The sequence below is a fragment of the Bacillus sp. EKM202B genome, from assembly GCF_011066025.1.
GTDB lineage: Bacteria > Bacillota > Bacilli > Bacillales > Bacillaceae_G > Bacillus_A > Bacillus_A toyonensis.
Genome location: NZ_JAAMNK010000007.1, coordinates 150,390 through 165,523 on the forward strand (window position 1 = coordinate 150,390; position 15,134 = coordinate 165,523).

At 35.7% G+C, this 15,134-nt stretch carries 11 protein-coding genes and 3 pseudogenes; all 14 read right to left on the reverse strand.

Annotated elements, in window-relative coordinates:
- Positions 1-316: 316 nt before the first annotated feature.
- Positions 317-2,392, reverse strand: coding sequence for a serine hydrolase domain-containing protein (locus G9F74_RS11685; protein ID WP_016108754.1), 2,076 nt, complete (start codon positions 2,390-2,392; stop codon positions 317-319).
- A 90-nt stretch (positions 2,393-2,482) separates the two neighbouring features.
- A pseudogene (locus G9F74_RS11690) lies at positions 2,483-3,070 on the reverse strand (hypothetical protein).
- 278 nt (positions 3,071-3,348) lie between these two features.
- Positions 3,349-3,510 carry a DUF4176 domain-containing protein gene (locus tag G9F74_RS11695; protein WP_131202361.1) on the reverse strand — a complete coding sequence of 54 codons (162 nt, stop codon included), beginning with the start codon at positions 3,508-3,510 and terminating at the stop codon, positions 3,349-3,351.
- Positions 3,511-3,924: 414 nt separating this feature from the next.
- The gene (locus G9F74_RS11700; RefSeq protein ID WP_000323747.1) at positions 3,925-4,230 is read right to left on the reverse strand and encodes a monooxygenase; all 306 of its coding nucleotides are present in this window, start codon (positions 4,228-4,230) and stop codon (positions 3,925-3,927) included.
- 217 nt (positions 4,231-4,447) lie between these two features.
- Positions 4,448-4,798 carry a DoxX family protein gene (locus G9F74_RS11705; RefSeq protein WP_044810070.1) on the reverse strand — a complete coding sequence of 117 codons (351 nt, stop codon included), beginning with the start codon at positions 4,796-4,798 and terminating at the stop codon, positions 4,448-4,450.
- Between the two features lie 330 nt (positions 4,799-5,128).
- Positions 5,129-5,548: a MarR family winged helix-turn-helix transcriptional regulator gene (locus tag G9F74_RS11710; protein WP_001048561.1), complete on the reverse strand. Its 420-nt coding sequence runs from the start codon at positions 5,546-5,548 to the stop codon at positions 5,129-5,131.
- A 323-nt stretch (positions 5,549-5,871) separates the two neighbouring features.
- A pseudogene (locus G9F74_RS11715) lies at positions 5,872-6,000 on the reverse strand (DUF1259 domain-containing protein); the annotation flags it as partial.
- 483 nt (positions 6,001-6,483) lie between these two features.
- Positions 6,484-6,645, reverse strand: a complete 162-nt coding sequence (locus tag G9F74_RS11720) for a hypothetical protein (RefSeq protein WP_000441014.1) — start codon at positions 6,643-6,645, stop codon at positions 6,484-6,486.
- 486 nt (positions 6,646-7,131) lie between these two features.
- Complete coding sequence (locus G9F74_RS11725; RefSeq protein WP_016108756.1) at positions 7,132-7,518, reverse strand: DUF1259 domain-containing protein; 387 nt, start codon at positions 7,516-7,518, stop codon at positions 7,132-7,134.
- Positions 7,519-7,756: 238 nt separating this feature from the next.
- A complete protein-coding gene (locus G9F74_RS11730) occupies positions 7,757-7,972 on the reverse strand; it encodes a hypothetical protein (protein WP_001104095.1) in 216 nt (71 codons plus the stop codon).
- A gap of 209 nt (positions 7,973-8,181) precedes the next feature.
- A pseudogene (locus G9F74_RS11735) lies at positions 8,182-8,301 on the reverse strand (RNA-guided endonuclease TnpB family protein); the annotation flags it as partial.
- Between the two features lie 108 nt (positions 8,302-8,409).
- A complete protein-coding gene (locus G9F74_RS11740; RefSeq protein WP_016108757.1) occupies positions 8,410-9,261 on the reverse strand; it encodes a DUF2935 domain-containing protein in 852 nt (283 codons plus the stop codon).
- Positions 9,262-9,576: 315 nt separating this feature from the next.
- Complete coding sequence (locus G9F74_RS11745) at positions 9,577-11,022, reverse strand: L,D-transpeptidase family protein (RefSeq protein WP_016108758.1); 1,446 nt, start codon at positions 11,020-11,022, stop codon at positions 9,577-9,579.
- Between the two features lie 347 nt (positions 11,023-11,369).
- Positions 11,370-14,567, reverse strand: coding sequence for a bifunctional P-450/NADPH--P450 reductase (gene cypD / locus G9F74_RS11750; RefSeq protein WP_016108759.1), 3,198 nt, complete (start codon positions 14,565-14,567; stop codon positions 11,370-11,372).
- Positions 14,568-15,134 lie beyond the last annotated feature (567 nt).

Genomic DNA, 15,134 nt, shown 5'->3' on the forward strand with positions numbered 1-15,134 from the left:
GATATTCTCTCCTATTTCTTTTTTTATGAGTAGCGCCATATCGCTATCAAACTAAGGTTTTATGCTGCCCCTAAACAATAATTTTTTACATTTTTACTCTGGGGATGTCAATTTTACTATTTTTGGGGTATTTATTTTTACTAGCTTGATGGACATGGGGTTGATTTATTTTCTTAGGTTGATAGACATGTGGTGCTATCCCATTGCTATTAAGCTAAGAATTTAAGTGTAATATTATTTAAGGTAATACTTAAGATACAAATAAAATATCTTTTCCATGTCGCACTGTTTTATTGAAGTCTATCCCGAGTTGTAGCTAGTTCAATGCAACTGTAAATTCGGAGTTCGGTGCGCCAGCAAATACAACCGTTCCGTTCTCTGGTAGTTTCACTTTGTTATTGTCACTAACGACGGTAAAATTGACGCATACTCCATTCTCATCATACACCGCGAATGAACTTCCTGATGGCAACTTCACAGTCATCATTTTCCCTGCTGCCGTTTGCGGAATCGTAAACCATTTGGCATGCCCATTTTCTTGCAGTGTAACTTTCGATAATTGACCTGCATCAAGGGATTTTACGTTAGATTCACTGACGTATAAAAAGCTGGCCATCTCCATATATTCATTACCATTCTCTGTATAGAAATGAGCTTCCGTCGTATCCCGCCCATTTATCACGGGAATCTGAATTTGATGCGTCGCCGAATTTGGACCTGTAATTTTTTTGCCGTCCCAATACCCATCCTTGAGCGTAATTTGTGTGTTTAGAGGCATTAGTAGTCCTAGATAGTTCATTGAATTAAATTTTTCGTTAACGAGGTAGAACTTGCTCCCCTCACGCTTCGCCCATGCAGCTGCTGTTTTCTTCGGTAACACATTGCTTTCTAATTTTTGGGCTAAATATTGAGTCAACACATTTTGCCCCAATCCCGGCGATAATTCATATGTGCTCTCTCTCAAATAAACTTTTCCATTCTTCTCAGTAACGAAGTTAAGCTTGGAGGTACCCTTCTCATTTATAAAGCTTCCATCCGCCGTATATACATATTTTTCTTTCGGTTTAGTTGGTAAAAACAGTTCTCCCTTCTTCGTAATTTCTATTTTGAAATGGCTTTGGATATTTCCATAAAAACCCGCTTTTTTTACCACGTCTTGAGGTACTTTAGCCTTGACTGGCTTGCCGAAGGATTTATCTGGTTTTATATCCTTAATTGTCCCTTTCTCTTTAAGCCTAGCTAACAGTAATTTGTTTGCCAACAGTTGATTTGTCGTGCTGGAGCCGCCGGAGGACAATACAACTGCTGCCATCTTCTGTTCTGGAAGCACGACCAATGTGGCATGTTGCAGTACCGTATCCCCACCCTTAGTCAACGCTTTTATCCCATATTCACTGAATGGGTATAGTTTCACACTATCCCAGCCAAGACCATAGTTGAATACGTTTTCGCTATCTTCCGGCCACATGCCTCTTTTATATTCTTCTTGTTCCATCGCCTTGACTGCTTTATTAGAGAGAATTTCTTTTCCCTGTCCCATAAATATTTGTGAGAATCGCACCACATCTTCTGCAGTAGAAGAGATTCCTCCCGTACCAATCGCATTTACCATTTCACTTGGAAGCTGACCCTGGTATTTCGGAGAATACTGTCCAGCCCGCTTTTCGTTTTCCCATTTGTCTTGCGATGTTATCGTATGATTCAGTTTTAATGGCTCTGTAAACTTTTGATGTAGAAATTCAGTAAAACTCATACCACTGACTCTCTCTACCAAGATCTCAGCCAGCGTAAAACCATCATTACAGTATACTGAGAACGCACCAGGGTCTGCCTTCAAGTTTTGGTTGGACAATCGCTGCAACAAGATATCATGGGCATAAGCATCGTTATCTTTAAATAAAAATACATTATTGTACGTGGAACCTTGCAAACCCGAGGAGTGATTCAACAGCATACGCGGTGTGATGTGCTTATATCGTTTATCTTTCATTTTGAACTCAGGAATATAGCGGGCAACAGGGGCATCCAAATCAACTTTTCCTTCGTCTACTAGTTTCATAACAGCCGCAGCTGTATATACTTTACTGGTTGAACCAATTCCGTATAGAGTATCTTTGGTTAGTGGCTCTTTCCCTTCTATGTCATTCTTGCCTGTCTGCCCCGACAAAATAAGTTTACCATTATCAATCAGCGCATACTGCACGCTAGTCGTCTCATAGGACTTCGTGAGTAGTTCAGCGTTCTCTGCAGCAATCTTCTCCAAATCTTGGCTAGCAACTTCTTGACTAGATACAACTGGAGTCTTACTGCTAGAAGACGCTAGCGCTCCTGTTGGTAGGCTCATCGTTAGAGCCAAGGTAGCGGCTAACACCCCAGATAATTTATTTTCCATAAGAAAAATACCTCCTTAGATAAATGATCGATTTCATCTTTTATTTGTACAATTACAAACATCACATAAACTACTATTCCGCCTTTATCCCTACTGTCTAAATTCAACAAGTAAAATACTTTTAAAAAGACCAGGATTCTCGGCTCTACCCATACTGTTCAAATTGCCGTCAACATATGCCTCCCTCCATGTGTCCCTCCAGCAAAAGTATTAAATCCTGGAATAACACCTGTATGTCCCCCTATCGAGACAACGTTAGGAAGTTTAATTTCATAGATTCCTAGACCATATCCATTGATTCCTCCCTTTCCTGTAGAAACTGTAGTGAATATTTGTTTTAGTTGCTGTTCTTTCAGTAATTGCCACCAAGCAAATAAGAAAAAAATTTGTTTAAGTCGTTACACTTCCAATGCGAAAGTAAAAATCTGTTTTCATCGGTTCTTAGTTCTTATATCCTATACACCAGCTGCATACCCCTACGTTTTTCTACCCTGGGAAGTTTTAGCGAGTACCCCGGGGGTATCCAAGTTGCAATGTATCTCGCATTACTTGTTCGACGGAAGTACGATCTCGTTGAGTACTTATTTGTAATGAACTAAGTATATTTTGAGTGGAGCCTGTTTTTATCATTGCGGTTGGTGTTAGGTATAATAAAGAGTATCGGCAGTTGTATATTATTTCTTACTAATTACACAGAAATCATCTTCATATTGTTTATTTTTACAAGCACCATACTGTCGTAACAAACGGTAAAATCTCTCTTTTTCACATGTATGTTAGTACCATAAATGATTTTTTTATTTAGAATGTGCTTATTACTAGTTTGGTTTTCGTATAAATAAATCCTATTTATCCTCCCTCTTTTGTGCTTCTCTATATTTGTATCCTACATAATAAAAATTTCTTTTTTCTTATGCATTTCTTACAATTTCCTTACGTTCAAATCACTTCTATAATTAGGTAGGTTTTATTTTAAAATCTCCAGGATAATAAATGCTTATATAATCCCACGATTTCATAGAAGATGGATTAATAACCCTGCGCCAAATCATCATGCACATCTCTGATATTTCCTTGGATTCCCCCCCCTCAACCTTTACAACAGTTCCAACCGGCATCAACACTTCTTCACGTTCTTATAACTAGTAATAACTAATCAACTCCTTACCTGAAAATAAATTAATATAGAAAAAGAGAGATAAGGTTAAAATACCTTTATCTCTCCTTTTCTCTCACAAATTTTGCGAAGGATTTTTTTGTTTTTGGGTTCATCTGTTTTCTTAGCTTGATGGGCATGAGACGTTAAGGAAAAGCAGACTGAAAGAATTAAAGGAGAAGAAATTATTTCAATAAAATTTCTTTAAAGTACTTTCACGTCACTTTCACAAATGTAAGAACTCTCATATATTACACTTCATACATCCTTTTCCAAGGAACAATATACCGATACACAAATCCCCTCACCATCAATTTAAGAATTTAAAAAAGAGGGGATTATCCCCCTCCTTTTACGCTTGCTCCGACTGTCGAAATTATTTAATATACCCACGATTCAGTTCCGTTAACTTTTCATTGATGTTAAAAATTCTTACTCTAATATCTTTAACACCAACTGCTTCAAGTCTGTTTTTGTGCATTTCAGCGTATTTTTCAGCATCTTGTTTTTCCTCAAATACATAAATGCCTCCAGCTTCTTTTGTTTCTTCATTCTCAGTCCATATTTTCCAGTGGAATCCTTCTTCTTCGTTAATACTATTTGCTAAATCCCAAAATGCTTCTTCCATTTCTTCACCAAAAGGACCTTCAAACGGAAAATCAACTTGTAATAAATACGCCATTTTCACTCACTCCTATTTTTAATATAAAATTCATCAGGAATTCCTTTGTATAAAAATCCTTCCCATTCTTTTACTGATTATGATTCGAATGATAGTAATGTCTAAATTCGTATTGCTATTATTATTCAAGCATTAATTTGAGAATCCCCCTATTTGTAAAAAAACTACAAAATGTTAGCAACTTGAACGCATACAGTTTAACGGCTTCAGGTTATGTTTAAAAAATATGATAACAACTTATTCCTATACTAAGGACAAACAAAACAAGTGCAGGTATCGCTTTCTTAAAGGAATCTCTCGCTAATACAATAAGAGTTAATGCAGCTGCAAGCATCGTACCGCCTAACAATAATCCTGCTAATAAAGCTACTATTGGAATCCAAATTCCTATCAACATTCCAATTGCTCCTACAATCTCAAAAGCTCCAGTTAAGAAATTAAAAAACGAAGGTAAACCAAATCGTTTGAACTCCTCTGCCATTTTCCCAGATATAATTTTCGTACCTGTCATTAAAAAGAACACAAACAACAAAACTTTTACAATATTGATGAAAATTAAAATAGTAATCACACCTTTCTTATTATTTGATCAAAACTCAGTATTGTTCAGGTAGTAGTCACTACCTATACCCTATTTCCTGAGATTGACCCTATGGAAGTCGCTTCAATTTACATTATCCTTTTCAATATTAAAGGGATGGAAATTACATGCCATAGCATATATAATACATAAATTTGACTGGTACTAGGCAAAAAAGTGAGCCTGAATGAGGTATCATAGAAAATAAAGCTACCTTCTCATTCCTCTAAACAAACAAAATTACATGCTATAGCATATATAATACATAAAACAAAGTTTGTTCCTTATGAATAGCATAGTATTAATAAGGAACAAGTATTAATAGCGTGTATCATACAATTTGTTTAATAATGATTGTAATACTTTAATCTCTTCCTCGCTCAAATTACTCGTAACGAAATGGTGAGCGTCTTTCACTACAGGCAAGATGGTTTTCTTTAACTCGTCACCTTTTTCAGTTAAAAAAAGGTTATGTGAACGCCTATCTTGGTCATTCAAAGCCTTCTTTACAATCCCTTTTCTCTCCATTGACTGTATCATTCTTACGACAGTAGTTTGATCTTTATCAATAGCTTCTGCTAACTCTTTTTGAGTAGTGCCCCTTTGGCTACAAAGAACACTAATAATTCCCCACTGCTCTGGTGTAACTCCATAAGGCTTTAATTTCTTAGTAAAATAATTAGTCATTTTCACATCAGTACGATGAACAAGATAGCCTATTAAATCATGTAAGTTCATGGATCACCTCTATAAATTAAGATATAAAAGGATATAGCATACCAGTCAATTATTCACAGTGAATGTATTTGTTTCACTATTTATATGCTATGACATATATATTAAATTAGGTCATTTTAATTGTCAAATGAATTACCTATTGTTTTCAAAATCAAAATCTATTCCATACATTCCTCCGGTGTGATTTCTGCTGACTATTTCTTCTCCATTCTACAGAAGTTCCGTAGATCTCCCCGCTTAATATGACCACAGTAATTTTTAGCGCTTCATCCTCTTTCTTTTTATGATGTTCTTATAACATTTTATAAAATTTGATATCTACAGGTAGCCAAACATTTTCCACCGACGAATCCTTCTTGTCCGCCGATAATTCTTGCAAACTGTTGACAAATTGATTCCTCATTAATCGCCATACCTTTCATCATCACCCCTTTCACTGTTAGGTTATGAATGAATACATAGGTCTGAAACGGTAATGAATCTATGCTATTATAAAAAAGATGATGGGAATCTAACGAAATCTATTAGCTCAATTATTCTTGATCATTTGTATTGTTACCAGAGTTTAAATGGTGCAGAATTTTTATTTTATCCCGCAGTAACGGGCCGTAACAGCCCGATTGGTGAGTGCTAATAATCAGTGAGGGATAAACACCCCACTGATTAAACTTTCACTTTATGAGGTGTTTTTCCTTTTATGCTTGCTGGGCGACTGAAGGTAAAACTCGGCTATTATATGTTAAGATATTTTTAGAGGGCATAAAAAAACACCCTAAGGTGCCATCCTCTGACTTGAGAATCATATCTATGTATGGAAAAAATCAGAAAAGACAAATACAAAAGAGAAGCTTCTAACTATAATTTATAAAGTTCTTATGGCATTAATTACTTACATACATATTTCATTATTTACCGGAAGAAGAATCCCCGTTATATTACTTTCTAATCAGTCTCGTTAAAGCCATCCCAAGAAATCCAGTACCCATTCCTATTAGCCATCCAGTTTGAGTACTTCCTAACATAGATCCCACTCCTCCACCAAGAAACATGCAGCCAACGAATACTAATCCTCCAATTCCCCAATTCGGCCTTTCCATAATTCAAACACACCCTTTCAATAAAACATATGCTATTAGCTACCTAAACTTTCTTGCATAGGATATGTTAATTATTTCTCTAGAGAGGGTATAGTTATTTAGCTTAAGTTTAGCAACTTTCAGGGAATTCAAAAGACGCGGAGATTGACCGATTTGAAGGGATTACAGGAGAAGAATTTTTTGTATTATAATAACTTAATGGTTGTGGAACAAATTCTTCTTCAACTAACCAGCTAATAAAAATCTGGAGGTTTTCCACAATCGAAGCTCATCGCCATCAAGTTAACATACCTCACCCAGTTCTTATTGTTGCAAAATAAGCAGCATATAATCAATTAAAATAATGTAACAGCCGACATTAGCAGCAAAATTATTAAGAAAAGACATTCCAAATATGGAACGCCTTCTTTTTTATAAAATCATTCACTTAAATCTATTCCAAAAAATTCTAATTAATAAAATCAAACATTTAACGAAAGAAATTTGTTACTTGCATAACGCTCTTCTAACTTTTTTTGCAAAATTTAGTGGATCATCAACGTCTTCGATATTAACGTAAATCAAATTCGGATCATCACATAACCATTCATTGTGTATAGACGAAACAATTATACCTTGTTTAATAATTGTAGCAACAAATTCAGTAACTTCCTTTTGCAAGAGTGCTACTCGGCCTAGACATAATGCCCGTCCAGTTTTATGATCTCTTGATTCAAATGAGAAGGAAGTTGTTACTCTAAAACGTTTTCCTAAGATTGTTGCTCGTATTTCCTCCCGATTTATTGTTGCTACACATTTTCCACCGGCGAATCCTTCTTGTCCACCGATAATTCTGGCAAACTGTCGACAAATTGATTCCTCATTAATCGCCATATTTTCAATCATCCCCCTTTTACTGTTAGGTTATGAATTCATACATAAGTCTGAAACGGTAATGAATCTATTCGGTTACCAAAAGATAATGGCACTCTAACGAAATCTGTTAGCCCAAGTATTCTTGGTTATATGAATTATTACTAGATTGTAAATGATGGGAGTTTTACTACCCGCAAATAGCGGGATGAATTTCCAAAAGTAAAACCCCAGAAATCCAAAGGTCTCTGGGGCTTCATTATATATTTAGCTCTTTTTGCTTTTTATTTTGTTTATGTCTATAAAGCAATTTTCGACTTATGAGAGAAATCAGTAATAAGATCAGTACTAGTACGAAAAGTTGCATATATGATAAATTAAAATATTTAGCACCTGTAACAAGTAAAAGTGTAGAAATCGTACCTTTTACAATGAAAAAAATAATAATCCATAATCCGCCTTTTTTCCAGTTCATTTTTACTTACCCTTTCCTACGTTTAAATTCATAAAAAAATTAGTGATAGTTCTTGAAAGTGACATTTTAATTGAAATCTATTACATTAATAAAAAAGTAGACTTTTTTTCACAAAAATCATATCCAATTACATGGGACGATTCCATAATAAATGCAAATGATATTCATTGTCAATTTTATTCAACATTTTTAATTCCGATCGTCTACATTGTTCTTTCAGATAGTGACATTTCTTTTTTGTTTCTACAACCGCGACACATCTTTGCAGAAGGAAATCACTTATCTATTTTCACAAGCTGTTTGCCTTGTTCTTGTAGCTTATATGCTAATTATACTTCATTACATTGCTTGGAAATATTAAAAATCACAAGGAAAAGAAGCTAACAATAAATTGTTAACTTCTCAGCTTAAGGAAAAATAGTATCTTTCCTTATTTTTTAATATCTAGGTTGTGATTTAATATTGGTAAGATGAGCATCAAACATATCAATGATTTCAAGAAATCTATCCGCTTCACGAAATACATGATCTGCTAATAATGGATGAATGATACTCTTTATTTTACATTGCTCAATTAAATCACGTGCCGTTTTCTTAAAATCCCGAAGAGATGTGACTGACACACGATTTTGATCTAAAAATTGATCTAAAAGAGGAACTGTTTGAGATTGTGGTTTCATAGATTCTAAGTCAATTGCTTGATACATTAATTCATCAAAATCATTGCTAAAATTCCGTGCTGTATCTACAAGCTTTCTTTCAGATGGATCAAGAAGATGACCAATAAATTTAGCATGGTCTGCCATAATCCTTAAAAAGAAAACATTTTCTTTAATAATAGCATCCGGAAGGGCATCTAATTTACCTTCATTTAATTCAATTAAACGTTTTCTAAAATAATCAGCTTCCCTACTTGTATGGTCAACTAACAGTGGGAAATTATTTTGCCCTGGCAATTTACATGTGAGAATTAATCCTAAAATTTTTCTTTTAAATCCCCAAATATTAGTTGCAGCTTGTTGTACTTCTGAATTAAATCTTTTTATTTGCTCAGGATCTGTTTCATTTGTATAGGAATACGCTATTTGTTCAATATGTTCAAACAATCGATAAAATTGATTAGCTTCTTCGATTAGTTGGATATCCTCACATCTAAACCCCAATCGAAGAAAAAAAGAATGTTCCTTCATGATTCTAGACCAAAAACGAATTTCATTTAATGATCGTTCAACAAACATGACAGACGTAACACCCGTATCAGGATGTAATGAGGTCTCATCCCTATTCATTCTTAATCCCCCCAGTAAATACTAAGCTAGTTCTATTCTTATGAGTAAAAATATATATAAATGCCATCAATAAAAATTCATGATGATATTGAGCAAGTCCTTTTGGAAATAAAGAAAAGATACCATAAGATGCCTTTCTCTGAATTGATAACCACATGTTATGTTTAAATGTACCTAGATAACAGTTCCCCCCGCACACGAGAAGTACATAGTATACATAATAAAAAAGAAGCAGAAAATCACTCACGATTTTCTGCTTCTTTTTTTAATTTAAGTTCTTCATACATACATCGCTTCACGCAAGATTGCTATTTTCTAGTACACGATAACTGGATCATACGTGTTCAAATTATCATACACAGTTTTTGCAACATTAGGAAGAAGGTTAACACACCCACCTGATCCCCCTGTTAAATAGGCATTATTCGCCCAGTTTGTTCGCCAACCAGCATCATGGAATCCTTGACCGCTATTTGTGAATGGTACCCAGTAATCTACTTTAACTGCATAATCAGCTTTACCTACTGCGCTGCCTTTCAACGTGTATGGTGTTCGTTTATACAGAACGTACCACACACCTGGTGATGTATCTTCACTCGTGCTATGTTTACCAGTTACTACATTTGTTGTGACTGCTAATTTGCCATCTTTATAAATCCAAATTTGTTGATCTGCAATGGAAACTTCCGCATACGTGTCTCCAATACCGTTATTCGCTGTTGTTTCATAACCGATACCTTCCTTCTCCCAACCATTTCCGTGAATATTAGAAGCAGATAGCGATTTTTCACCCTTTTCAAAAGCTTGTTGAACTTGTTTTGTTTCTTTTTCAACATCTAGTGCCCAGCCGTAGCCTTGTCCTTTTACTGATATAACCGAACCGGAATGGGTTTTAAAGCTGAAATTTTTATTTAATGTTGATTTAGCATTATTAATTTCAGTAATCTTTTTCTTAATGTCACTCGCATCGATTGTCACTTTCATATCCTTTGACATAGAGGCATTTTGAATTAAATCTTTCGCTTTTAAAGGATACACTTCATTCTGTACTTTATATTCAACGGACTGCCCAAGAAGATTCTGTAGTGCTTGCTCCTCTTTTTTGATAATTGGATCGTCTTCTTTAATAGGCTGTATGTATGTAGACTTCAGATGAATTTCGCTTTTATATTTCTGTTTGTCGTAATCTTTCAATAGACTAGTAACGTCATACTGTTTTCCATCAACGCTCTTCGAAATAACAATTTTTCCTTGTTCAAGCTTCGCCATAGCATCTTCAGGTGCTTTTAATTCTTTATTCATAGAAACGAGCTTTTCTTCTACAAGTTTTTTCATCGTTTCACTACGATACTGATCCGCCTTTTCCGGTAGCACTGAATAATTTTTTTCCTTTGAGGAAGGGAAAAATGTCCACTGGCTTTTTAATAGTTTCTTAACTTGAGGCAAATCTTTTTCCGTAAGTTCTGTTTTTGTCTCTTTTTCATCTAAAATTTGTTGTTGATCGACATAGACTTTATTTGCTAGTCCAGATGTTTTTAATTTCTGTATTGCCTGATCAGCACTCATACCACCAACTTTGGTGTCATTAATCGTAACATTCGAATTGAAGTGAGTTGCCTGATAATAACTCACTCCACCAACGAGAAGCGCAATTATACCAACACCCGCTGCGATAAATTTCCAATTTGGAAAACGTTTTCTTGATCTTACTCGTTTTTTATGAACTTCTTCAACTGATTCATTTACTGTATTGTTGTTCATCAATTTTTCCCCCATAGACATTAACGTCAATCGATTTTAAACCAAAACCATTGACTAGTGTACCTTATTTTTCCTGAAATTTCATTATTTTTGACAAGATTTTATCGCATTTATTTAATCAAACTTAGTTTTTTAATAGAACGGCCCTACTCTATGTGTAACACTCTAATTTAGTTTCATATGAGATTTTTTCTTTTTCTACAATATCAGTCCAGCTTATTAAAAAATAGAAAAATCCCGTATTCCATAAAAAATACGGGATTTTTATCCATACGTTTATTTTGTAAAGTAACATTTAGTCGAAAGAAGTTCATTCGTTACAGATTACTTATCTAATTAAGGATCATTTATATTCCAGTCCAAACATCTTTCCCGTATCGTCCTTCATGTTGCAAATGATCCAACCAATTCCTTGCTTCTTGTTCACTAACTTCATGAATTTCTTCATATGCTTGACAAAGGGTATCTTCTACATCCGGAGCCATTTTACTTCCATCACCACATATATAAAGATGAGCTCCATTATCTAATAACGAAATTAAATTGATTCTATCTTGTTTTATTAAATGCTGTACATATGTTTTTGGATGTCCCTCTAGACGAGAAAAAGCTGTGTGTAAAGAGATTAATCCATCTCTTTCATCATTTTCTAGTTCTGTACGATAAAGATAATCTTTTTCAGGATGACGACAACCAAAATATAGATGCGCTTGTCCTAAGTTAATACCTTTTTGCTTTTGAACACGACGCGCTTGCAAGAATCCACGGAATGGTGCAATTCCAGTACCTGGTCCCACCATGATAATTGGTGTTTCTGGATTTTCAGGCAATTGAAAGTTTGATTGTGGCGTTCGAATGAAACAGATAATTTCATCTTTATTATGACGCTGAGCTAAATAATTAGAAGCGACGCCTTCATATGTCCCTTCCCCACTCCATGCAGGTGCATTAACAACACCAACCGTAATGCTCAGACGATCCTGTGCAACGAGTGGCGAGCTTGAAATAGAATAATAACGCGGTTTGAGCGCAGGAAGAAGTTCTAAAAATCGTTCAAATCGGATTTCACAAGCCTCATACTTTTCAAGCAGATCCAACATTGAAATACGTTTCTTTAATATTCTTTCATGATAAACTCCTTCTTCCAATAATGATTCCAATTCCTTTTTATGAGGAGGGCATGCTGTGAATGTCACCATTTCTCGTATTTGTGCTCGAGTGGCTGCTTCTTGCACTTCGACACTATAACTAATAAGGTTAAGCAAACTAACAGGACTGTCTAAAGGTATGTGATTTACACTGCGCCCACTTGCGCTCAGTATGACTTGATCCTTCCCATTTAATCCAAAGCGTTTTAAAATTCGGTTAACATTTTTCTCGCTATTAATTGGCAGCACTCCAAGGTGGTCTCCTTCTTGATACGTAGCCCCTTCTGGCAAGGATACCTCGATATGCCGCGTACTTCTATCACTGCTGGATGATTGGAGTTCACGATTTTCTAGTATAGATGCATAAACTGCTTCATATGTTCGGGCAAGAGGAGATCCTCCAAGACGACTAACAAATTGCAGACTCAAAGTACTGCGCTCTTTTTCCATATTTTTGTTAAGTTCTAGTCCAAATGCCCTCATCGCATCAGACCACATGCTTTGTTTCCATTGCTCGAGTTGTTCCTCAAAATCACCACTTGCATCCGCTTCTCCGCGTGTAGAAAATCTTGTTGCTCCTTTTTGAGCCATTTGCTCATCAATGTATCTTGGAATCCGCTGATAAGTACTAGCCCAATTGTGATCTCCACAACCAAAAACTGCGTATTGAACACCTTTTAGCTCATCCGGTTTTAATTCCTCCAACCACTGCACAAACTGCCCTGCATTACTTGGCGGCTTTCCATTATAAGATGAAGTTACAATAAGAACTGCTCCTTCTTTTGGCAGACTTCCAATTCGCTCGTTAAGAGCTACCACTTCCGTTTGAACACCTTCTAAACTAGCTATATCTGCTAGTTCTCTTGCAATACCTTCTGCTACCCCTGTATCCGAGCCATACAGAACAAGCAGCGAAAGATTATCAGCTCCAATAATAGAAGGAGTCTTCTGAACTTGCTGTTCGATTTCATGGTTTTTCAGTTTCTCCTCTGTAGGCGCAAGAACAGTAGTATGACTGATAGTTTGATTTCGGGGTAGAATCCTAATTTTAAAATCACCGGGCTTTAGCGTTAATGTTTGTTTTACGTCCAGCTGATAGTTTTGATAATCGATTAATTCAAAATGTTGAAGAAGCATTCCCATTACGAGAGTGGCTTCATGAAGTGCAAACTGCATACCGATACATGCTCGTTGACCATTTCCAAATGGCTTATAAGCATGATGAGGAACCTTATCCGGCTCTTCAAATCGTTCAGGTTGGAATTCTTCCACATTGTCTCCCCATGCGTCTTTATCCCTATGTAGCTGTGGAATAAGAACAGAAATACGATCTTCTCCTTTCTTAATTGGATATTTCCCACCAATTACTGTATCTTCTTTTGCATAGAGACTGAATGCTGGAGCAGTAGGCCATAGACGTAGCGATTCATTTAAAATCATCCGTATGTACTTAAGTTTCATAACTTGTTGATATGTTGGAGTAGGATCTGTCAATACCCGATCTACTTCTTCATAGGCTTTTTTCAACTTATCCGGATTCTTTAATAAAAAATAGATTGCAAAAGATAACAATCCACTTGTCGTCTCATGCCCAGCTATTAAAAAAGTGATAATTTGAAAACGAATATTTTCATCATCTAATTTTTCACCAGTTTCCGGATCCTGCACATTTAACATACGGGCAAGTAAATCATTTTCTTCTTGATTTCCATTACTTTTACGTTCAGCAATAATATTATCTACTAAAGAAAACATGGATTGGATATCATGCTGAAATTGACGTTTCGTTCTCCACATGAGTTTGTCTTCTATATCCAGTCGCTGTAATTGGTGCATCGCTTCATCTAGAGAACGGCTCATGCTAGTGATAAAAGGATGAGAGGTCTCACGATAAAAGCTATTAAATCGGTAATTAAAACCACATAGACCAATTGTATCCAATGTAAGGCGGGTCATATCCTCCGGAACATCTACGTTTTCATTCGGATTCAGTCTTGCCCATTTTTGAACGAGTTGTACAGCAATATCGACCATCATGGCATGGTAATCTTTCATTGCCCGTTGGCTGAATGTAGGCATCAAAATATTATGAGCTTTTTTCCAGTTAGGCTCGTCAGTCTCACTTGTAAATAACCCGTCCCCAGCAAAGGCGCGAACTTTTGCTAAAGCACCATCTATACTTTTATCGAACCTTGTTTCGTCACAGACTTCTGCTACCAGTTCATGTCCAGAAACGACAATGATGGTATCACTTAAAGTTTGAATTTGAAAAATAGGACCATACTCTTCCGCTATCTTGATAAAAGATAAGGTCGGTTTATCTTTGTCGATTAATGGGAGATTCCCCAGCGGTCCATATGTTTTCGGCTGAGGAATGGCAGATACTTTTTTATCCATTAAAAACACCCTTTCAAAAAGCATAAAATAAAGTGAAACTTTAATCAGCCCTCACCAATCGGGCTTTTACGGGCAGCCCGACCCCCACCTAACTTCTTTGCTTCCGCTGAATTTTGAGGTGGGGGTCTTACTGCCCGGCAAATAGCGGGATAAAATACCCCAGTCAATAAAGAGAAGATAGCAAGCAATCGCCTGGGATAAAGATATGTAATTGATTACCTTATTTTATCTTTTCCCTAACTATTCATGATTATTATATTGCTTATAAGGTTGGTAATCTAAGTTGTTTGTTGACATTAGATTTATAATTTGCAGAAAAAAATACTAACTTACAATGAAGCAAATTATTATAATTAGAGCATTATAATGTTGGTGTTAAAAGATAATCTAAAAACTCCCCACATATTTTGATCACACTTTATTTTACAGCTACAGTTGCACTACATATCCGTCAAGCTAAGAAAAGCGAATACCCAAAACAAAGAAGTTGATGAGCTTAAGATTGTAGTATTTGGAAAGCCCATAGTTTTTAATGTCCAGTCAAACAAATACGATAAGTAAGTAATG

Excerpts from the sequence above, each read along its gene's own strand:
- G9F74_RS11685 (WP_016108754.1), bottom strand. The coding sequence starts at position 2,392 with ATGGAAAATAAATTATCTGGGGTGTTAGCCGCTACCTTGGCTCTAACG.
- G9F74_RS11695 (WP_131202361.1), bottom strand. The coding sequence starts at position 3,510 with ATGCCGGTTGGAACTGTTGTAAAGGTTGAGGGGGGGGAATCCAAGGAA.
- G9F74_RS11700 (WP_000323747.1), bottom strand. The coding sequence starts at position 4,230 with ATGGCGTATTTATTACAAGTTGATTTTCCGTTTGAAGGTCCTTTTGGT.
- G9F74_RS11710 (WP_001048561.1), bottom strand. The coding sequence starts at position 5,548 with ATGAACTTACATGATTTAATAGGCTATCTTGTTCATCGTACTGATGTG.
- G9F74_RS11720 (WP_000441014.1), bottom strand. The coding sequence starts at position 6,645 with ATGGAAAGGCCGAATTGGGGAATTGGAGGATTAGTATTCGTTGGCTGC.
- G9F74_RS11725 (WP_016108756.1), bottom strand. The coding sequence starts at position 7,518 with ATGGCGATTAATGAGGAATCAATTTGTCGACAGTTTGCCAGAATTATC.
- G9F74_RS11730 (WP_001104095.1), bottom strand. The coding sequence starts at position 7,972 with ATGAACTGGAAAAAAGGCGGATTATGGATTATTATTTTTTTCATTGTA.
- G9F74_RS11740 (WP_016108757.1), bottom strand. The coding sequence starts at position 9,261 with ATGAATAGGGATGAGACCTCATTACATCCTGATACGGGTGTTACGTCT.
- G9F74_RS11745 (WP_016108758.1), bottom strand. The coding sequence starts at position 11,022 with ATGAACAACAATACAGTAAATGAATCAGTTGAAGAAGTTCATAAAAAA.
- cypD (WP_016108759.1), bottom strand. The coding sequence starts at position 14,567 with ATGGATAAAAAAGTATCTGCCATTCCTCAGCCGAAAACATATGGACCG.